The organism is Pseudomonas sp. COW5 (assembly GCF_026240005.1).
Lineage (GTDB): Bacteria > Pseudomonadota > Gammaproteobacteria > Pseudomonadales > Pseudomonadaceae > Aquipseudomonas > Aquipseudomonas kribbensis.
Genome location: NZ_JAPHVP010000001.1, coordinates 5284662 through 5305085, shown reverse-complemented (window position 1 = coordinate 5305085; position 20424 = coordinate 5284662). Strand labels below are relative to the sequence as shown.

Sequence of the window (20424 nt, the reverse complement as noted above, 5' to 3'; positions counted from 1 at the left end):
GACCTCCGCCCGTACCTGCTAGCTGAAAACACCTTCTAGAAATGTATAAGTCCCGCTCGAGCTCTCTATCGCCCGGCAAACCGCAGACGAGACAGCTGGCGCAAATCCCCTTCGACGTAATAGTCGTTGGTCCAGCTGTCATCCGCCGCCAGCGGCTGCACCTGCTTCAGCGCCAGTTTTTTCGCGAAATAGCGGAAGCGGTAATGCTCGTAGAACCGCAACAGTTCCAGGCCATAACGGTCCGCCAGTTCGGTGTCGCCGCGGATGATCAGGAAGTTCTCGTCGTTGCCGTTGCTGGCCGCGGCGCTGAGGTTATGGCTGCCGCTGATAATCGTCGGGCTGTCACTGGTGAAGTCGGTGACGATGGCTTTGGTGTGCACCAGCAGGTTGCCCTTCTGGCCTTTCATGTTCTCTTTCAGCCAGCCTTCCAACCCGGTGTTGAGCAGCGCAGTGGCAGCGAATTCGGCCGTGCGATCGGCATGGAATCCGGTGATGCGACTGGCGGTGTTTTGCAGGCCGTAACGCAGGATGTCGTCGTGGGGCTGACCGAGCAACGCGTTGAGAATCGCATCAGGCAAGGTGAACGCGGTGACGAACAGCACGTCCTTCTTCGCCGCATTGATGATGTCGACGAACTCGCGCAGATCGGCACCACCACTGCGCGGCGAGAACCCGGCAAACAGCGGTTGCGTCGGGTTCATCGGGTTGTGCTGGGTGATCCAGTCGCGGGTGGCGCCGACATCCGCCGGCGTCGCCCAGACCTGCTCGAACGTCTGCAGATAGCTGGCTGCGACGGCGGTGTCGTCCAGAACGTGCACGACGTTGGCCTGACGATACACACCGTTGGCGGTGAAATTGGTACTGCCGCACAGCACGGCCTGGGGCTGCCGCTCACCGCCAGCGATACGGCTGAGGACGATGAACTTGTCATGGAAAATATCGTGGGTCACACGCCCGAGCTTGTTGGCTTCCGGCAACCTGGCGAGGCTGGCCTCGTTCATCGTGGTGTCTTCGTCACCGGGTTTGGCGTGATACAGCACCCGTACCTGCACGCCGCGATCGAAGGCCGCGTTCACCGTGTCGACGATGGCTTGCAACTGATACTCGTAGATCGCGATGTCCAGCGCCCATTCGCCATCGGGCGCACATTCGATGAACCCCTGCAGGCGTCCGAGCAGGCCGTTCTCCAGCCATTGCCGTGCAGCGTCGGGCCAGGCTTCGATGGGCATGTTCTTGTTGGCGCTGATCTGCGCGTCGAGATCCGGAAACTTGCGCTGGAACGCCTGACTGGCGGCCACGGCGCGGTTGAAGATCACGCTTTGATTGGCCGGCTGACCATCGTCTGAAGTAATGCTCAATTCCAGCGACTCCCCCAGCGCCGGCGCATCGGCCGTGCCATAGACCAGGTGCACGCGGTAATGCATGGTCGTCCCGGGATAGACGGCGTAATCGGCCCAGCGAAATTTCTGCAGGGGCGCGATATCGCTCGGCGTGGCGTGAAACTGCGGGAAGGTGTGAGCCTTGCCGGGAAAGGTCAGGCTGTTGAACAAGAACTGCCACGGCTTTTCGCCCTGCTGTTTCTCGATGGCAAACCCCAGCAGGCCTTTGCGACGGGGTTCGGCGAGGTCCATCGCCAGCAGCACGCCGTTGGTGCCGGCGTATGCCTTTACGCGAAAATCGTCCTGAGGATTGGCAACCAGTACGCGCATGATTCACTCCTTGTGATGTGGGCTGGATGCAGCATAGTCCTCAGACAGACAGCAGGTCGTCGATATGCCGGTAATCCGCGTCCAGTGCGGTCGCCAACTGTCTGGCCCGGCCCAACCGGATCGGCCCGCGTTCGATATCGATCAACAGGCCCGGACAGGCCAGCACCGGCAATCCCGAGCATTCTTTCAAACGACCATCGGTGAGCACCAGCAGGCGCTGTTGTTCGGCGGGGAATCGTTTGCGACGCACCGTCAGCCAGTGTTCGGCCTCGTTCAACGCCGCCAGCAATGGCGTGCCGCCTCCCGCGCCCAACTCATCGAGCCAGGCTCGCAATCCGCTGGAAGCTTTCAATCCCTGCACCTGCCATTTCGGCGCTGAGCCACTGGCGGTCAGCAAGGCGAGCCGCGCCCGTTGCCGGTAAGCGTTGTCGAACAATTGCGCGAGTACGCCCTTGGCATCGCTCAACGCTTGATGACGACGGGTCGAGGCCGAAGCGTCGACAATCACCAGCCACAGTTCATGGGGGGTGCGGGTACGCAGTTGAAACAGCAGGTCCGCGCGTACTTTCGGGCGGCCATTGAGCAAGGTGCCCGGCCAGTTCACCGAACCGCTGCGAGCCGCATGGCGTTTGCCTTGTCGGCCATTGTCCAGGCGTCCGGCGCGGGGTCTGGCATTCGCCCCCGCGTCGGATCGGGGGCGAATGCCTAGGGCTTTTTTTGTAGGTGTGGCGGCCAGACCGGCACTTCGCGGCGCGCGCCGGTGGCGAGGGCCGGCGCCGGCATTTCACCCCATTGCCCCTGCCCTTCACTCGGCTCGGTCTGAGAGCCGGATGGCGATTGCGCTGGAGACTGCGCATGGGATGAGGACTGTTCGCGTCGACGATGACGCAGTGCAAATTCAGCCACGGCATCGATGTCCTGCTCGGCAATGGTTTCGGCACCACGCCAAGCCGCATGAGCCCGCGCAGCACGCAGCCAGACCAGATCGGCACGCAGGCCATCGACACCGGCAGCAAAGCAACGCTCGGTAATCTGTGCCAACGCTTCATCGTCGAGAGGAATATTCGCCAAGGCATTGCGGGCGTTTTCACAACGCTCACGCAGGGCTTGCTGCTCGGTTTCCCACTGTCCGCAGAAGGTCTGCGGATCACTGTCGAAATCCAGTCGACGGCGAATGATCTGCCCGCGCTCGACCGGCGCCGTGTGACCGCTCAAGGCGACGTTCAGGCCAAAGCGATCGAGCAATTGCGGACGCAACTCGCCCTCTTCCGGGTTCATCGTGCCGATCAGCACGAACTTCGCCGAATGCCGATGGGAAATGCCGTCGCGCTCGATCAGGTTGGTGCCGCTGGCGGCCACATCGAGCAGCAAGTCCACCAGATGATCCGGCAGCAGATTCACTTCATCGACATACAGCACGCCGCCGTCAGCCTTGGCCAGTACACCGGGAGAAAATTGTGCGCGGCCGTCGCTCAATGCCGCATCCAGATCCAGTGTCCCTACCAACCGCTCTTCAGTCGCGCCCAACGGCAACGTGACGAACTGACCGCTTGCCAGCAGATCCGCAAGCCCTCGGGCCAGCGTTGACTTGGCCATGCCACGCGGGCCTTCGATCAGCACGCCGCCGATCTTCGGGTCGATAGCGGTCAGATACAGCGCCAGTTTCAGATCATCGGCGCCGACCACCGCAGAGAGCGGGAAATGTGGGGTATCGGTCATGTTCAGCTCTCTTCTTCTATATCCAGCAGCAGGTTCTCGAGTGTTTCTTTGTAAGCACCCGGTTCCTGCCACATCCCGCGCTGCTGCGCTTCGAGCATGCGCTCGGTCATGTCGCGCAAGGCGTGGGGATTATGCTCGTGCACGAACTCGCGGGTCGCCGGGTCCAGCAGATAGGCGTCGGCCAGCAACGCGTACTGGTGATCGTCGATCAGTTGGGTGGTGGCGTCGAAGGCAAACAGGTTGTCGATGGTCGCCGCCAGTTCGAACGCGCCTTTATAGCCGTGGCGTTTGACGCCGTCGATCCATTTCGGATTCGCCGCCCGGGAACGAATCACCCGGTTCAGCTCTTCCTTCAGGGTGCGGATCTTCGGCAAATCCGGCTGGCTGTGATCGCCGTGATAACTGGCCGCCGCTTCGCCACGCAGGCTTTCCACGGCGGCGAGCATGCCACCCTGGAATTGGTAGTAATCATTGGAATCGAGCAAATCATGCTCGCGGTTGTCCTGGTTTTGCAGCACGGCCTGTACCTGGCTCAGGCGCTGGACGAATTGCTCGCGGGCGGCGGTGCCTTCGTCGGAACCACCGTAAGCGTAGGCGCCCCAGTTCAGGTAGACCTCGGCCAGATCCTCGCGGCTTTGCCACAGGCGACCGTCGATGGCGCCCTGCACGCCCGCGCCATAAGCGCCGGGTTTGGCACCGAAGATCCGCCAGCCGGCCTGACGCCGCGCCGCTTCTTCATCCAGCCCCGATTGCCGCAGCGCCTCACGTTCGGCACGTACTTTGGCGGCCAGCGGGTTGAGATCGTCCGGCTCGTCCAGTTCCGCCACGGCTTGCACGGCGGCGTCGAACAGGCGAATCAGGTTGGCGAATGCATCGCGGAAAAAACCGGAGACCCTCAACGTGACATCAACCCGAGGCCGGTCGAGCAGGCTCAGCGGCAGAATCTCGAAATCATCGACGCGCTGACTGCCCGTCGCCCAAACCGGACGCACACCCATCAACGCCATGGCTTGAGCGATGTCGTCACCGCCAGTGCGCATGGTCGCGGTGCCCCAGACCGACAGACCGAGCTGGCGCAGGTGATCGCCGTGGTCCTGCAGGTGTCGCTCCAGAATCAACGTGGCCGACTGGAAGCCAATCCGCCAGGCCGTGGTGGTCGGCAGGTTGCGCACATCGACCGAATAGAAATTGCGCCCGGTAGGCAACACGTCGAGGCGACCGCGACTCGGTGCCCCGCTCGGGCCGGCCGGGACAAAACGACCGCTCAGGGCGTCGAGCAGGCCGCGCATTTCGGCCGGGCCGCAGGCGTCGAGGCGCGGGGCGATCACTTCGCGCAGATGAGCAAGAATGGCACTCACCTCAGACCAGTGAGGACCCTGTGGGAGCGGGCTTGCTCGCGAAGGCGTCGTGTCAGTCGATATTTTGGACACTGACATACCGCATTCGCGAGCAAGCTCGCTCCCACAGGAATCGCTCACGGCTTGCGAGATCGATTGAGCCGCGAACAGTTCCAGACGTTCACGGGTATCCCCCGCCGTGCGCCAGACCTCGTCGCTGACCGAAAGCAGTTCCGATGGGCACGGGCCGATCCAAGGATCAGCAAGCGCACAATCCAGTGGATCGAACCCCAACTGAAACGCCTTGGCCAGCGCCCGCAACAGACTCGATTGCGCACCCTTGCCATCGCCACGAGGAATCCGCAGCAGCGCCAGCAGAGTGTCGATACGTAGCCGTCCGCTCGGCGACTCACCGAAGATGTGCAGGCCATCGCGGATCTGCGATTCCTTCAGATCGCACAAGTAAGTATCCAGCCGCGGCAACCAGATTGCCGCATCGGCATCGCTGTCGAGGGCTTCGTCGAGTTGCAGTTCGCGATCGATCTGCGTATCCCGCACCAGTTGCAGAATGTCGCGCTGCAATTCACGGGCGCGACGCGGGTCGAGCAATTGCGCTTCGTAATACTCGTCGGCGAGCAGTTCGAGATTGCGCAATGGGCCGTAGGTTTCGGCACGGGTCAGCGGCGGCATCAAGTGGTCGATGATCACCGCCTGGGTGCGACGCTTGGCCTGGGCGCCCTCGCCCGGGTCGTTGACGATAAACGGATAGACGTTCGGCAGCGGCCCGAGCAATGCATCCGGCCAGCAATTCTCCGACAGGCCCACGCCTTTGCCCGGCAGCCATTCGAGGTTGCCGTGCTTGCCGACGTGGATCACACCGTGGGCGCCGTAGGTCTGGCGCAGCCAGAAATAGAACGCGAGGTAAGCGTGCGGCGGCACCAGATCCGGGTCGTGATACACCGCGCTTGGATCGACCTGATAACCCCGCGCCGGCTGAATGCCGACGAAGGTCAGGCCAAACCGCAGGCCGGCGATCATCATGCGCCCGCCACGGCACATCGGATCGTTGTGCGGCGAACCCCAACGCTCCAGCACCGCCGTGCGATTGGCTTCAGGCAGCGCGTTGAACATCGTCAGGTAATCGTCCATCGCCAGGCTTTGCTGGCACGGACGCTGATCGAGGGTGTCGAGGTCGTTGCTGACGCCGCCGAGCAATTGGCGGATCAGTTCGGTGCCGCTATCAGGCAGTTCGGCCGGCAGCGGATAACCCTCGGTCTGCAACGCCCGCAGGATATTCAGCGCGGCGGCTGGCGTGTCGAGGCCGACGCCATTGCCGATGCGTCCGTCCCGGGTCGGGTAGTTGGCAAGGATCAGCGCGATACGTTTTTCAGCGTTCGGCACCCGCGCCAGATCGACCCAGCGCCGCGCCAGTTCGGCCACAAAATCCATACGCTCCGGCTGCGCCCGATAGCAGACCACATCGGACTGACTGCGCTCGCTGCGCCAGGCCAGGTCCTTGAAGCTGATCGGCCGACTGATGATCCGGCCGTCGAGTTCCGGCAAGGCAATGTGCATCGCCAGATCCCGAGGGCCGAGGCCCTGCTCGCTGTCGCGCCAGCCGGGCTCGTTGTCCTGGGCGCAGATCGCCTGGATCACCGGAATGTTGCGACGGAACGGCCGCAGATGCGGCGCTTCCGGGCTGGATTGAGCAAAACCGGTGGTGTTCAGGATCACCGAGGCTTCGACCTCATCCAGCCAGTCCTCGACCACCGACAGGCAGCCGGGCTCTTTCAGACTGGCCACGGCCATCGGCAGCGGATTGAGTCCGGCAGCCTGCAACCGTTGACAGAACACGTCGATAAACGCCGTATTCGCCGCTTGCAAATGCGAGCGATAAAACAACACCGCCGCCACCGGTTGACCGGGCAGCCAATCGGCTTGCCAGTCGCTCAGTGCAGCGGTGTTCTTGTTCGGGTGGTAAATCGCCGTGCGCGGCAGCGTTTGCGGCTCGCCCCACACGTAGTCCCGCGCCAGCCAGCGGTTGGCCAGACAGCGGAAGAAATCCAGCGCATTGCCCATGCCACCCTGACGCAGGAACTGCCAGAGCCGGTCGCGATCCTCGGCGCCTACGGTACTCAAGTCGCTGAGCTCCGGGTCGGGACGATCATCGCCCGGCACCAGAATCACCTGCACGCCACGCTCGGACAACTCGACCAGCCGCTCGACGCCATAACGCCAATAAGCGATGCCGCCGTGCAGCGAAATCAGAATGACCTTGGCGTAACGCAGCACTTCGTCGACGTACAGGTCGACCGACGCATGGTTCTGCACCTGCATCGGGTTGGCCAGGCGCACGCTCGGGTAATCGTCGGGCAGTTGCTGCGCTGCTTCGGCGAGCAGCGCCAGGCTGGAGTCGCCGCTGCACAGAATCACCAGCTCGGCGGGGGTTTGTCCAAGGTCGGCAATGTTGTCATCCGACACGAAACCGCCGGGCTGGGTCCTGAGCAGGTGCATGGCTTAAACGCTGAGCGCGGCGCGCAGTTGCGCTTCGAGCTGGGCAGCGTCCAGCTCCTGACCGATCAATACCAGACGGGTGATACGCGCTTCATCCGCGCCCCACTGACGGTCGAAGTGCTTGTCGAAACGCGTGCCCACGCCTTGAATCAGCAGACGCATCGGCTTGTTCGGGATCGCCGCGAAGCCTTTGACCCGCAGGATGCCGTGCTGGACCACCAGTTGCGTCAGCGCATCGAGCAGCAGGCTTTCGTCGGCTTGCGGCAGTTCGATGGAGATCGAGTCGAAAGCGTCGTGATCGTGGTCATCGTGATCGTCATCGCCTTCACCGTGGTGGTGATCATGATGGCTGTGGCGGCTGTCGATGTGTTCTTCGGAACCGGCACCGAGGCCGATCAACACGTCCAGCGGCAGGCGACCGTTGCTGGCTTCGATGATTTTCACCGCTGGTGGCAGCTCTTCGGCGACTTCCAGGCGTACGCGAGCGAGGTCTTCAGGGCTGGTCTGGTCGGCCTTGTTGAGGATCACCAGGTCGGCGCTGGCCAGTTGGTCGGCGAACAGTTCGTGCAGCGGCGATTCGTGGTCCAGGTTCGGGTCGAGTTTACGCTGGGCATCGACCTGATCCGGGAACGCGGCGAAAGTGCCGGCGGCCACGGCCGGGCTGTCGACCACGGTGATCACCGCGTCCACGGTGCAGGCGCTGCGGATTTCCGGCCACTGGAAGGCTTGCACCAGTGGTTTCGGCAGGGCCAGGCCCGAGGTTTCGATCAGGATGTGGTCGAGGTCGCCGCGACGGGCCACCAGTTCGCGCATCACCGGGAAGAACTCTTCCTGAACGGTGCAGCACAGGCAGCCGTTGGCCAGTTCGTAGACGCGACCGGTGGCTTCTTCTTCGGTGCAGCCGATGGTGCACTGCTTGAGGATTTCACCGTCGATGCCCAGCTCGCCAAACTCGTTGACGATCACTGCGATGCGGCGGCCCTGAGCGTTGTCGAGCATGTGCCGCAGCAAGGTGGTTTTGCCCGAGCCGAGGAAGCCGGTGACGATAGTGACGGGGAGTTTGGCCAGTGTTTTCATCGGATGCCCTTTGGCAAGGTGGCGGGCATACGGGACGAGACCGGCAACGCGGGTGCGTGCCTGGAGAGTTCGCCACCGGATCACCCCGCCCGGTTGAAAGTGAGAATCTGTGACGAGGCAGGTCTCCTGGCTGACGGTGTTCGGGCCTTGGCCCGGTATTCGTTGCGCCTTCCCGCTGGCTCTGGATTGAGCTGGCAGTGGCGTGGCAGCGAACAGCACCGTTCACAGTTGCGGGGGCAGCCGCGGCTTGGACCGCGTTCCCTTCTTAGCTTCGGCGTGGGCCGAAGAACCTCGAAAGCGCAAGGCTACGCATGGGTTCGTGATGGGTCAATGGGAGGTTGGTTTTGTGGGCATATCCGTTGCTGCGGTTATGGCCACTTAGGGCTCCGCCCTTACGGCGGGTCACTTTTTCCAAACGCCGAAAAAGTAACCAAAAAGGCTTCCCCCGGCGTACGGCACTTCGCTGAGGCTCAGTGTTCCCTCGCTACGGTGTCCATCAGGGGGCATCGCCTACGGTTTGCTTCGCTGCACCTCCTCTCGATGTGTTTGGCTTCGCCAAACGGTCGCTGCGCTCCCACCCCGGATCAATCCCTCCACTCAGCCTGCCGACGGGCCTCGCGATCAAAAGCGGTACTCGAGCTAACGCTCATCGTGTTGAGTGGGGAGGAGCGGGGCGTGTTCGGCTTTGGTTTTGTGGTGGGTTTACCCACCCCAACCCTCTCCCAGAGGGAGATGGAGCCGATTGGTGTTCTTTTCAAAACCTGAGTTCAACGCGGTATCGCACGTCGGCGTATCTCTCCCAAACAACTCGGTCAGTCCCCTCTCCCTCCGGGAGAGGGCTAGGGTGAGGGGCTCTTGATCTTGCTTTTGCTCTCCAGCCCCTTCGGCAGGCCGAGCGGAGGTGTCCATCAGGGGGTAGGCGCGCAGCGCTGTGCGGCGAAGCCGCATACATCGAGAGGAGGTGCAGCGAAGCAAACCGTAGGCGATGCCCCCGGATCAATCCCGGAACGAAGGAACACCGAGCCAAAGCGAGGTGCCGAACGTCAGGGCACAGACCTTTTGGTTACTTTTGGGGCGTTTGCCAAAAGTGACTCGCTGTAAGAGCGAAACCGCCAGCGGCAGCACCCGAAGCAACGGATATGCCCCCCCTATCCAAACACACCTCACCCCATTCAATTGACTAAAAACCCCAGCCCATGGTCTCCTACACAACTTGTTACGGGTGCCCTGCAAAGGGTGAAACGGGAAACCGGTGAATCATGTGCTTTACTCTAAAGCCATGTCAGTCCGGTGCTGCCCCCGCAACGGTAAGCGAGAGAGCGTCAGATCCACTGTGCCCACGGGCATGGGAAGGTGACGCTTGCAGGTCGGCCTGACGCCAACCCCTCGTGAGCCCGGAGACCGGCCCGCAACACACAGTGCGCATCCTGCGTCACTGAACATAACAAACCCGCGGTGGGCGGGCGCTGTTCGAACCTCTGCGTGCCCGCTCGCAGGGGTTTTCATGCGCTCCATTCACCCGCTGACACTCCAGAGGGAAGCGCCATGTCGATCATCAGCAGCACCGGCAGCAACACGGACAAAATCTCCAGCACCACCACCCTGAGCCAACGCCTGACCGCTGCGATCTTCGCGTCGATCCTGGGTGCCAGCCTGGTCTACTTCGCCGGTTTCTCGCACATCGAAGCGGTGCACAACGCCGCGCACGATACCCGCCACAGCGCCGCGTTCCCGTGCCACTGAGACCTGACGACATGATCAAGCGTATTGCGCAGACCGCAGGTTTCACCGGCCTTCTGGCCGCCCTGTTGTTGACCTTGCTGCAAAGCTTCTGGGTTTCACCGCTGATTCTTCAGGCTGAAACCTACGAGAAATCCGAACCGGTGGCCGAAGTTCACGAGCACGCCGCCGGCACCGCCGCCCACACCCATGATGCCGAAGCCTGGGAACCGGAAAACGGCTGGCAGCGCGTGGTCTCCACCACGGGCGGCAACCTGGTGGTAGCCGTGGGTTTCGCCCTGATGCTGGCGGGCCTGTATACCCTGCGTGCGCCGACCAAGACTTCGCAAGGCCTGCTCTGGGGACTGGCGGGTTACGCGACGTTCGTACTCGCTCCAACACTGGGCCTGCCACCTGAACTGCCGGGCACCGCTGCCGCAGACCTGGCATCGCGCCAGATGTGGTGGATCGGCACTGCCGCATCGACCGCTGTCGGCCTGGCGCTGATCGCGTTTGGCGGCAACTGGCTGCTGAAGATCCTCGGCGTGGCGATCCTCGCTGTGCCGCATGTAATCGGCGCACCGCAACCGGAAGTGCACTCGATGCTCGCCCCGGAAGCGCTGGAAGCTCAGTTCAAAATCGCTTCGCAGCTGACCAACGTGGCGTTCTGGCTGGCCCTGGGCCTGATCAGCGCCTGGTTGTTCCGCCGCAAAAGCGATGGTCAATACCACGCATGACCGATGACAGCGCAGCGCCGACCTTCGTGGTCGGCCTGGGCTGCCAGCGCGGCTGCCCGGCCAGTACGCTGCGCGCCTTGCTCGACCAGGCCTTGCAAGCCCACCGTATCGAACTCGAAGCGGTCAAGGCTTTGGCCAGCATCGACCTGAAACGCGACGAACCCGGCCTGCAGGAACTGGCGGCACAACTGGCGCTGCCCTTGCTGTACTTCAGCAGCGAAGAACTTGCCAGTTATCAGCAACGACTGAGTCATCATTCGCAGATCGCTTTCGAACGCACCGGTTGCTACGGCGTGGCGGAAAGCGCTGCACTGGCGCTTGCCGAACAGTTGATTCAGGCCCCGGCAAAACTGCTGATTTCCCGGCAAAAGTACGCCCAGGCAACCCTGGCATTGGCCGGCGCAGCGTAAATTCCCGATAATCCCCGCTTTCGATCATGAGCATTGTTCATCTGAAGTGCTCTTGAAGCCTCGATCCGCCCTACTCTCACAGGATCCAACGATGACCGTTTACTTCATCGGCGCCGGCCCCGGCGACCCGGAATTGATCACTGTCAAAGGCCAGCGACTGATCCGCAGCTGCCCGGTGATCATTTATGCAGGTTCGCTGGTGCCGGCGGCGGTACTGGAAGGTCATTCGGCAGAAACCGTGGTCAATAGCGCCGAATTGCATCTGGAACAGATCATCGACCTGATCAAGACCGCCCACGCCAAGGGCCAGGATGTGGCGCGGGTGCATTCGGGCGATCCGAGCCTGTATGGCGCCATCGGCGAGCAGATTCGTTATCTGCGCGAGCTGCAAATCCCGTTCGAAATCATCCCCGGTGTCACCGCCACCGCTGCCTGCGCGGCGTTATTGGGTGCCGAACTCACGCTGCCGGACATCTCGCAGAGCGTGATCCTGACCCGTTACGCGGACAAGACTGCGATGCCCGCAGGAGAGGAACTGGGCGACCTGGCGCAGCACGGGGCGACCATGGCGATTCATCTGGGGGTCAATCATCTGGAGAAGATCCTCGCCGAGCTGCTGCCGCATTACGGCGCGGATTGCCCGATTGCGGTGATCCACCGGGCGACGTGGCCGGATCAGGACTGGGTGACGGGGACGCTGGAGGATATTGCCGCGAAGGTGATCGCCAAGGGGTTTCGGCGTACAGCGTTGATTCTGGTCGGGCGGGTGTTGGGCAGCGATCATTTCAGTGAATCGTCGCTGTATCGCGCGGGGCATGCGCATATTTACCGCCCATGACGGCCGTTTCGCGAGCAAGCCCGCTCCCACATTTGGAATGCGATCCAGTGTGGGAGCGGGCTTGCCCGCGAAGGCGTCATTGAATCTCACGCATAAAAAAACGGCGCTCACGGGGCGCCGTTTTTCATGCCGCAGCGAACGCCTTAGTAGTAGGCGTTTTCTTTCTGCGTGTGGTCGGTCACGTCGCGAACGCCCTTGAGCTCGGGAATGCGCTCGAGCAAGGTGCGCTCGATACCTTCCTTCAGGGTCACGTCCGCCTGGCCGCAGCCCTGGCAGCCGCCGCCGAACTGCAACACGGCGATGCCGTCTTCAACCACATCGATCAGGCTGACCTGACCGCCGTGGCTGGCCAGCCCCGGGTTGATTTCGGTTTGCAGGTAATAGTTGATGCGCTCGTTGATCGGGCTGTCGGCGTTGACCATCGGAACCTTGGCGTTTGGTGCCTTGATGGTCAGCTGGCCGCCCATGCGGTCGGTGGCGTAGTCGACGACAGCATCGTCGAGAAACGCTTCGCTGAACGAGTCGATATAGGCAGTGAAGCTTTTCAGCCCCAGCGCGGTATCTTCAGGTTTCTCTTCGCCCGGCTTGCAGTAGGCAATGCAGGTTTCGGCGTACTGGGTGCCAGGCTGGGTGATGAAGACGCGGATGCCGATGCCCGGGGTGTTCTGCTTGGACAGCAGATCGGCCAGGTAATCATGGGCGGCGTCGGTAATGGTAATAGCGGTCATGGAAACTCCTCGCAGGCTTGGGCGGAGTTTACGCCAATCGGCGCGCGGCACAAAGTCCTAGTATTTACGTAGGAATAGTTCGCAAATCGGCTAAGCGCCAGGTTCGCCGTCAATCCGTGCTTTAAGCCACTGATAGCTGCGTTTTTCTATCCATTCGTAACTCAGCCACGAACCGAGACCGATGGCCAAGGCACAGACAAAAAACATCAAATACGGATTGATCCCAAAGCGCCGGGCCAGATAATCGCCTGCTGACAGCACCAGCACGTGCATCAAATACACCGAGTACGAACAATCGCCCAGCAACTTGAGCAGCCTGTTGCGTTCGACATAACGCTCCAGCGCCATGCATCCCATGACCAGCACCGCGCCGGGCACGCCCCAGTTCAGCAATCGGGGTTGCGGCGGCAGGTGATAGATCGCCAGCAGCGCCGCACCGATCCCCAGCAACGGCAGCCAGAGCGCTGGCCCGATCCAGCCGCGACGATAGAGCATGCCGATGCCGATCCCCAACAGGAACTCATAAACGATGTCCGAGCGATAAAACTCGCTGACCCAGCCAAACCCGGTCCAGGCCTGACACACCGCAAACAACAGCGCCGCGACCACCAGCAAGCGCACTTGCAGCCGAAACAGCAGCGCCCAGGCGAACAACACGTAGAACAGCATTTCGTAATTCAGCGTCCAGCCGACATTCAGGGTCGGATAGATCCCGTAGCCACCGGGGTTTTCGGTCGGGATGAACAGCAACGACAGCACCAAATGACGCCAGTCCACCGTCTGATCCGGCAGCAGCGGCCGGGCAAACACCACCAGCAACGCCATCAGCACGGTGTAGAGCCAATACGCCGGGACAATACGGAATAGTCGATACAGCAGAAACCGCGCCGGCGGCAGCGCCTTGCCTTCAGTGGAGAGGAAAATCACCAGTCCACTGATCACGAAAAAGATATCGACGCCCACCGCACCTTTGTCGATGAACAGCTGCCCTATGGGCCCGCGCGCCTCGAAGTCGAAGAAAATCTGCATGAAGTGATGGCAGACCACCGTCCACGCGGCGAGCGCTCGCAGGGCCTGCACTGAAATCAACATCGATGGCGCTCCCGATCCCGTACTCCACAGGATTGGGACAGCGGCCATCGTTCAAACGATCAAAGATTCTCGTACCGGTTCATGTCCAGCACGCCCTCTTCCACCGGGTCGGTTTCGTGGATGTACTGGCTCAGGTCATGGAAATAGAACCAGAACTGCGGATGACTTCGGCGGATGCCCCAGCGTTCGACGATCTTCTCGAACTGCGGCGCATCCTTGGCGCTTTCCATGGCATCGACAAACGCCGGCACCTGATCCGCCGGGATGTTGAACATGAAGTTCGGATAACTGCTGAGCACGCCCGGATAAATGGTCAGGGTGTCGAGCCCCGGCTGGTAGCGCAGCGATTCGCCGAGCAGGAACGCCACGTTGCTGTGGGCGCGGTTGCGCAGCAGGCTGTAGACCTCACGTTTGCCGCTGCGGGTTTCGATGCGCAGCATGGTCGCTTCCGGCAATTGGTCGATCACCTTCAGACCGGCTGCAGGACGCGCGGTCAGGCGGCTCAGGGCCTGTTCGGCGTTTTGCAGCGCCGGGTCGATGTTCGGCCGCGAGCAATAGGCGTCCACGCAGCGGTTGATCGGATCGGGCCGCGCGTTGAGGTCGCCGTAGCGAGCGAGCAACTGCATGGCGAAGTCGTGTTTCGGGTCCTTTTCGTCGAGTTTCAGCGCGGTCGGCTTGTCGTCATCGATGGACTCGTAATCCAGCCACATCTTGAACTGGCCGCTGCTCTGATACCAATCGTCGAGGTAATCCTCGCGGGAATCGGCCGGCATCAGGCGCAGGAAGTTCTGTTCGGCGCCATTGCGGATCAAGTCGAAGTACAGCCGGGTCTGCGCCTGATGGGAGACGTTGCCGAACACGTCGAAATTGACCGCCAACTGGTAATAGGTGCGTTCCAGCAACGGATAGTCGAACAGCCACATGGTCTGCGGCACTTCACCGATCAGGCCTTTGGTCACCGAGGCGCTGTCGAAGTGGCGGAAGATGCTCAGCAGCGCATTGTCGTTGCCCGCCCACAGGGTCGACCAGCTCGGCGCCGGTTGATCGGCGTAGCTGTCCCGACGCAGGGCTTCGTACTTGTTGCGCTTGTTGCGGTAGTCGTGCCACAGGCTCAGGACGCTGCCGACATCGTCGTTTTGCCCCGGCATGGCCAGCAACGGCGTGGCCTGGCCGCGATAGTTCGGGTCGGTGATGTACAGGTCGTGTTCCGGCGCCTGGAACAGCGCCCAGAAGTTGTCGCGGATCACGTCGGTCGCGATCTGCCCACGGCACACCGGGCCGCGAATGAAGGTACGCACGAAGTATTCGGCGTTATCGAGCATGAACTGATACCGCGCCTGCGCCGGAATCGCCTCGAAGGTGGCGAACGGATTGGCCCGGCTCTGCGGCCCGTAGCCCGGCAGCGCATGCACCTGCCAGTTGCCGTTGTAGAACAGGCTCTTGACCCGCGCCATCTTCGCCGCGCTCAGCGGATAGGTGATGTGAGTCTTGTGCACGATCACGCCCTGCACCGGCCACAGGCGGTAATACACCTGAGTGCCCGGGTCGTCATTGGGACGGCGGGTCGCGATCAGATCGATCGGCTGACCGGTCGGCGTGCGCGAACGCACCCACTGGAAGAAATGCCCCGATTCGCCGTCCTTGAAGTAGATGTGCGCCAGGAACCAGTGCTCGAACAGCCAGCGCCCGACCAGACTTTCCCGCGCACCCGGCTGGTTGAGCAGGTTTTCCCACTGCACGATCTGCAGCGCTTCCTTGGCACTCGGCGCCAGGCCTTGCTCATCGATCGGCGCGCCGGACGCCAGCCAGCGCTGCAATGTCTGGTATTGCTGATCGGTCAGGCCGGTCACCGCCAGCGGCATGCCCTCTTTCGGGTGAGCGCCGGCATAGCCGTCGAACTCGGCGGGCATCGCACACATGTTTTCCCGTTGCAGGCCGAGGACGATGTCTTCCGGCAGTTTGGCGTTGGGTGTCAGCGGCGTTTTGTGCCCCAGCTCCAGCATGCGCGCCATCAGCGCCGCCTGACTGCCCTGGGCGTCGAGCACCGAATAGAAGTCTTTCTGCTGCCAGGCACGTTTGCCAAAAGCGTCGTAGAACAGCCGCGTGGTCGGCGCTGCCTGGGTGCGCTCGCCATCGTAGACCGGCATCTTGCTCGCGCCACGGGCCGCGCCTTCACCGCTGCCCAGGTTCAATTGGCAGGCAGAGTCGTAGCACGCATGGCAGGCCACGCACTTCTCGGTGAAGATCGGCTGGATGTCGCGGGTGTAAGAAATGGCAGGCGAGATCGCAGGACTTTGCGCCGCCGCGCCAAAGCTCAAAAACAGCAACACCATGCTGACGACGCGGTACGACATATCCCTGATCCTGATCCTGAATAAAAACGCCGCGATTCTACCGTTATGACGCCCGTGCCAACATGAGCGATATTCATGCAAAAGCGCCACATGCTCTAAATCCGCACAGGTTTGTTATGATCCCGCTCCTTCGTCATGGTCTTTTTCGAGTAGTCCCAATGTCCGATCGCAGCGTCCGCCTTCAAGCTCTCAAGCAAGCCCTCAAAGAGCGCATCCTGATACTCGATGGCGGCATGGGCACGATGATCCAGAGCTACAAGCTCGAAGAGCAGGATTATCGCGGCAAGCGCTTCGCCGACTGGCCGAGCGACGTCAAGGGCAACAACGACCTGCTGGTCATTACCCGTCCCGACGTGATCGGCGGCATCGAGAAAGCCTATCTGGACGCCGGCGCCGACATCCTGGAAACCAACACCTTCAACGCCACCCGCATTTCCATGGCCGACTACGGCATGGAAGAGCTGGCCTACGAACTCAACGTAGAAGGCGCACGACTGGCGCGCAAGGTGGCCGACGCCAAGACCGCCGAGAACCCGGACAAGCCGCGTTTCGTCGCCGGCGTCCTCGGCCCGACCAGCCGTACCTGCTCGCTGTCGCCGGACGTCAACAACCCGGGCTACCGCAACGTCACCTTCGATGAACTGGTGGAAAACTACACCGAGGCCACCAAAGGCCTGATCGAGGGCGGCGCCGACCTGATCCTGATCGAAACCATCTTCGACACCCTCAACGCCAAGGCAGCGATCTTCGCTGTGCAAGGCGTATTCGAAGAGCTGCACATCGAACTGCCGATCATGATTTCCGGCACTATCACCGACGCCTCCGGCCGTACCCTGTCGGGCCAGACCACCGAAGCGTTCTGGAACTCCGTGGCCCACGCCAAGCCGATTTCGGTCGGTCTGAACTGCGCCCTCGGTGCCCGTGAACTGCGTCCGTACCTGGAAGAGCTGTCGGACAAGGCCAGCACCCACGTCTCGGCGCACCCGAACGCCGGCCTGCCGAACGAGTTCGGCGAGTACGACGAGCTGCCGGTGGACACTGCCAAAGTCATCGAAGAATTCGCCCAGAGTGGTTTCCTCAACATCGTCGGCGGCTGCTGCGGTACCACCCCTGGCCACATCGAAGCCATCGCCAAAGCCGTCGCCGGTTACGCGCCACGGCAGATTCCGGACATTCCCAAGGCTTGCCGCCTGTCGGGTCTGGAGCCGTTCACCATTGATCGCAGCTCGCTGTTCGTCAACGTCGGCGAGCGGACCAACATCACCGGTTCCGCGAAATTCGCCCGTCTGATCCGCGAAGACAACTACACCGAAGCCCTGGAAGTCGCTCTGCAGCAGGTCGAGGCCGGCGCCCAGGTGATCGACATCAACATGGACGAAGGGATGCTCGATTCGAAGAAGGCCATGGTGACCTTCCTCAATCTGATTGCCGGTGAACCGGACATCTCCCGCGTACCGATCATGATCGACTCCTCGAAATGGGACGTGATCGAAGCCGGCCTGAAGTGCATTCAGGGCAAGGGCATCGTCAACTCGATCAGCATGAAAGAAGGCGTCGAGCAGTTCATCCACCACGCCAAACTGTGCAAACGCTACGGCGCTGCCGTGGTGGTGATGGCGTTCGACGAGGCCGGCCAGGCCGACACCGAAGCGCGCAAGAAAGAGATCTGCAAACGCTCTTACGACATTCTGGTCAACGAAGTCGGCTTCCCGCCGGAAGACATCATCTTCGACCCGAACATCTTCGCCGTGGCCACCGGTATCGAAGAACACAACAACTACGCTGTGGACTTCATCAACGCCTGCGCCTACATCCGCGACGAACTGCCGTATGCCCTGAGCTCCGGCGGCGTGTCCAACGTGTCGTTCTCGTTCCGCGGCAACAACCCGGTGCGTGAGGCGATCCACTCGGTGTTCCTGCTGTACGCGATCCGCGCCGGCCTCACCATGGGTATCGTCAACGCCGGTCAGCTGGAGATCTACGACCAGATCCCGCAGGAACTGCGCGACGCCGTTGAAGACGTGATCCTCAACCGCACCCCGGAAGGCACCGACGCTCTCCTCGCCATCGCCGACAAGTACAAGGGCGACGGCAGCGTCAAGGAAGCCGAGACCGAAGAATGGCGCAGCTGGGACGTCAACAAGCGTCTGGAGCACGCACTGGTCAAAGGCATCACCACCCACATCGTCGAGGACACCGAAGAGTCCCGTCAGTCCTTCGCTCGTCCGATCGAAGTGATCGAAGGCCCGCTGATGTCCGGCATGAACATCGTCGGTGACCTGTTCGGCGCCGGCAAAATGTTCCTGCCGCAGGTGGTGAAATCCGCCCGCGTGATGAAACAGGCCGTGGCCCACCTGATCCCGTTCATCGAACTGGAAAAAGGCGACAAACCGGAAGCCAAGGGCAAGATCCTGATGGCCACCGTTAAAGGCGACGTGCACGACATCGGCAAGAACATCGTCGGCGTGGTGCTGGGTTGCAACGGCTATGACATCGTCGACCTCGGCGTGATGGTGCCGGCGGAGAAGATCCTGCAGGTGGCCCGCGAAGAGAAATGCGACATCATCGGCCTGTCCGGTCTGATCACTCCGTCGCTGGACGAGATGGTCCACGTGGCCCGCGAAATGCAGCGCCAGGACTTCCACTTGCCGCTGATGATCGGCGGCGCGACCACCTCCAAGGCACACACGGCGGTGAAGATCGAGCCGAAGTACAGCAACGACGCGGTGGTCTACGTCACCGACGCTTCCCGCGCCGTGGGCGTGGCGACGCAGTTGCTGTCCAAGGAGCTCAAGGCCGGTTTCGTCGAGAAGACCCGCGAAGAGTACATCGACGTCCGCGAGCGCACGTCCAATCGCAGCGCCCGCACAGAACGCCTGAGCTACGCCGCCTCGATTGCGAAAAAACCGCAGTTCGACTGGGCTTCCTACACTCCGGTCAAACCGACCTTCACCGGCACCCGCGTGCTGGACAACATCGACCTCAACGTTCTGGCCGAATACATCGACTGGACGCCGTTCTTCATCTCCTGGGACCTGGCCGGCAAGTTCCCGCGCATCCTTGAAGACGAAGTGGTCGGTGAAGCGGCGACCTCGCTGTACAAGGACGCCCGCGAGATGCTGACCAAATTGATCGACGAGAAGCTGATCAGCGCCCGTGCGGTGTTCGGTTTCTGGCCGGCCAATCAGGTGCACGACGACGATATCGAGCTGTACGGCGATGACGGCAAGCCAATGGCGCGCCTGCATCACCTGCGCCAGCAGATCATCAAGACCGACGGCAAGCCGAACTTCTCCCTGGCCGACTTCGTAGCGCCGAAGGACAGCGAAGTGACCGACTACGTCGGTGGTTTCATCACCACCGCCGGGATCGGCGCCGAAGAAGTGGCCAAGGCCTATCAGGACGCTGGCGACGACTACAACTCGATCATGGTCAAGGCGTTGGCCGACCGTCTGGCCGAAGCCTGCGCCGAGTGGCTGCACCAGCAAGTGCGTAAAGAGCACTGGGGGTACGCCAAGGATGAAGCCCTCGACAACGAGGCGCTGATCAAAGAGCAGTATTCCGGTATTCGCCCTGCCCCGGGTTACCCGGCGTGCCCTGATCACACCGAGAAGGCCACCCTGTTCGCCCTGCTCGACCCCGAGGCGCAGGAAATGCGCGCCGGCCGCAGCGGCGTGTTCCTCACCGAGCACTACGCGATGTTCCCGGCGGCAGCGGTCAGCGGCTGGTACTTCGCCCATCCGCAGGCGCAATACTTCGCCGTGGGCAAGATAGACAAGGATCAGGTGCAGAGCTACACCTCGCGCAAAGGTCAGGAACTGAGCCTGACAGAACGCTGGCTGGCGCCGAACCTGGGTTACGACAACTAACCCGGAGCCCGAACAAAAGACCGCAGCCTGCCCCGCAGGCTGCGGTCTTTTTTCATGGGTTGGCTATGCTTGTCTGACACACACGGCAGACGAGGGATTTATGGACGATCCAGTCGACAACAAGCCACCGACCTTCTGGCAGATGCTGCACAGCGTCATGGCGGCAGCGTTCGGCGTGCAGAGCGGCAAGAACCGGGCAAGGGACTTCACCCATGGCAAGCCCAGCCATTTCATCTTCCTGGGCATTGCGTTCACAGCGGTGTTCGCCCTGACGCTGTTTGGCATCGTGCAACTGGTGGTGCATCTGGCGGGCGCCTGAAC

At 61.9% G+C, this 20424-nt stretch carries 14 protein-coding genes and 2 riboswitches; of the genes, 6 read left to right on the top strand and 8 right to left on the bottom strand.

The annotated features are described in order from the left end of the window. Positions 1-65: 65 nt before the first annotated feature. The 5 genes from OQ248_RS24240 to cobW all read right to left on the bottom strand — a co-directional run bounded on the left by OQ248_RS24240 (position 66) and on the right by cobW (position 8356). Positions 66-1709 (bottom strand): phospholipase D-like domain-containing protein, encoded by a 1644-nt coding sequence (locus OQ248_RS24240; RefSeq protein ID WP_265814301.1) that lies wholly within the window; start codon positions 1707-1709, stop codon positions 66-68. 40 nt (positions 1710-1749) lie between these two features. Next, positions 1750-2313: a VWA domain-containing protein gene (locus OQ248_RS24235; RefSeq protein WP_265814300.1), complete on the bottom strand. Its 564-nt coding sequence runs from the start codon at positions 2311-2313 to the stop codon at positions 1750-1752. A 101-nt stretch (positions 2314-2414) separates the two neighbouring features. Beyond that, positions 2415-3428: an AAA family ATPase gene (locus OQ248_RS24230; protein ID WP_265814299.1), complete on the bottom strand. Its 1014-nt coding sequence runs from the start codon at positions 3426-3428 to the stop codon at positions 2415-2417. A gap of 2 nt (positions 3429-3430) precedes the next feature. Next, complete coding sequence (gene cobN / locus OQ248_RS24225) at positions 3431-7279, bottom strand: cobaltochelatase subunit CobN (RefSeq protein ID WP_265814298.1); 3849 nt, start codon at positions 7277-7279, stop codon at positions 3431-3433. Between the two features lie 3 nt (positions 7280-7282). Then, positions 7283-8356 (bottom strand): cobalamin biosynthesis protein CobW, encoded by a 1074-nt coding sequence (gene cobW / locus OQ248_RS24220; RefSeq protein ID WP_085710085.1) that lies wholly within the window; start codon positions 8354-8356, stop codon positions 7283-7285. 98 nt (positions 8357-8454) lie between these two features. Next, positions 8455-8665, bottom strand: a riboswitch (cobalamin riboswitch). A gap of 894 nt (positions 8666-9559) precedes the next feature. Then, a riboswitch (cobalamin riboswitch) is annotated at positions 9560-9781 on the top strand. A gap of 120 nt (positions 9782-9901) precedes the next feature. On the opposite strand from cobW, the gene OQ248_RS24215 reads away from it, so the two are divergent. The 4 genes from OQ248_RS24215 to cobM all read left to right on the top strand — a co-directional run bounded on the left by OQ248_RS24215 (position 9902) and on the right by cobM (position 12060). Further along, the gene (locus tag OQ248_RS24215) at positions 9902-10099 is read left to right on the top strand and encodes a CbtB domain-containing protein (RefSeq protein WP_016983301.1); all 198 of its coding nucleotides are present in this window, start codon (positions 9902-9904) and stop codon (positions 10097-10099) included. A gap of 11 nt (positions 10100-10110) precedes the next feature. Beyond that, positions 10111-10812, top strand: a complete 702-nt coding sequence (locus OQ248_RS24210; protein ID WP_265814297.1) for a CbtA family protein — start codon at positions 10111-10113, stop codon at positions 10810-10812. Next, positions 10809-11222, top strand: coding sequence for a cobalamin biosynthesis protein (locus tag OQ248_RS24205; protein ID WP_085710087.1), 414 nt, complete (start codon positions 10809-10811; stop codon positions 11220-11222). The genes OQ248_RS24210 and OQ248_RS24205 overlap by 4 nt, the downstream gene beginning before the upstream one ends. 91 nt (positions 11223-11313) lie before the next feature. Next, a complete protein-coding gene (gene cobM, locus OQ248_RS24200; protein ID WP_265814296.1) occupies positions 11314-12060 on the top strand; it encodes a precorrin-4 C(11)-methyltransferase in 747 nt (248 codons plus the stop codon). 143 nt (positions 12061-12203) lie between these two features. Here the strand turns inward: cobM and nfuA are convergent, their stop codons facing one another. The 3 genes from nfuA to OQ248_RS24185 all read right to left on the bottom strand — a co-directional run bounded on the left by nfuA (position 12204) and on the right by OQ248_RS24185 (position 16234). After that, positions 12204-12788, bottom strand: coding sequence for a Fe-S biogenesis protein NfuA (gene nfuA / locus OQ248_RS24195; RefSeq protein WP_007959519.1), 585 nt, complete (start codon positions 12786-12788; stop codon positions 12204-12206). Between the two features lie 90 nt (positions 12789-12878). Next, positions 12879-13880 carry an acyltransferase gene (locus OQ248_RS24190; RefSeq protein ID WP_265814295.1) on the bottom strand — a complete coding sequence of 334 codons (1002 nt, stop codon included), beginning with the start codon at positions 13878-13880 and terminating at the stop codon, positions 12879-12881. Positions 13881-13939: 59 nt separating this feature from the next. Further along, positions 13940-16234: a fatty acid cis/trans isomerase gene (locus tag OQ248_RS24185; protein ID WP_192551833.1), complete on the bottom strand. Its 2295-nt coding sequence runs from the start codon at positions 16232-16234 to the stop codon at positions 13940-13942. Between the two features lie 158 nt (positions 16235-16392). Between OQ248_RS24185 and metH the strand changes: the two genes are divergently transcribed. Next, positions 16393-20103 (top strand): methionine synthase, encoded by a 3711-nt coding sequence (metH, locus tag OQ248_RS24180; protein ID WP_265814294.1) that lies wholly within the window; start codon positions 16393-16395, stop codon positions 20101-20103. 100 nt (positions 20104-20203) lie between these two features. Further along, positions 20204-20422, top strand: coding sequence for a DUF2970 domain-containing protein (locus OQ248_RS24175; protein ID WP_065257810.1), 219 nt, complete (start codon positions 20204-20206; stop codon positions 20420-20422). Positions 20423-20424: the final 2 nt, after the last annotated feature.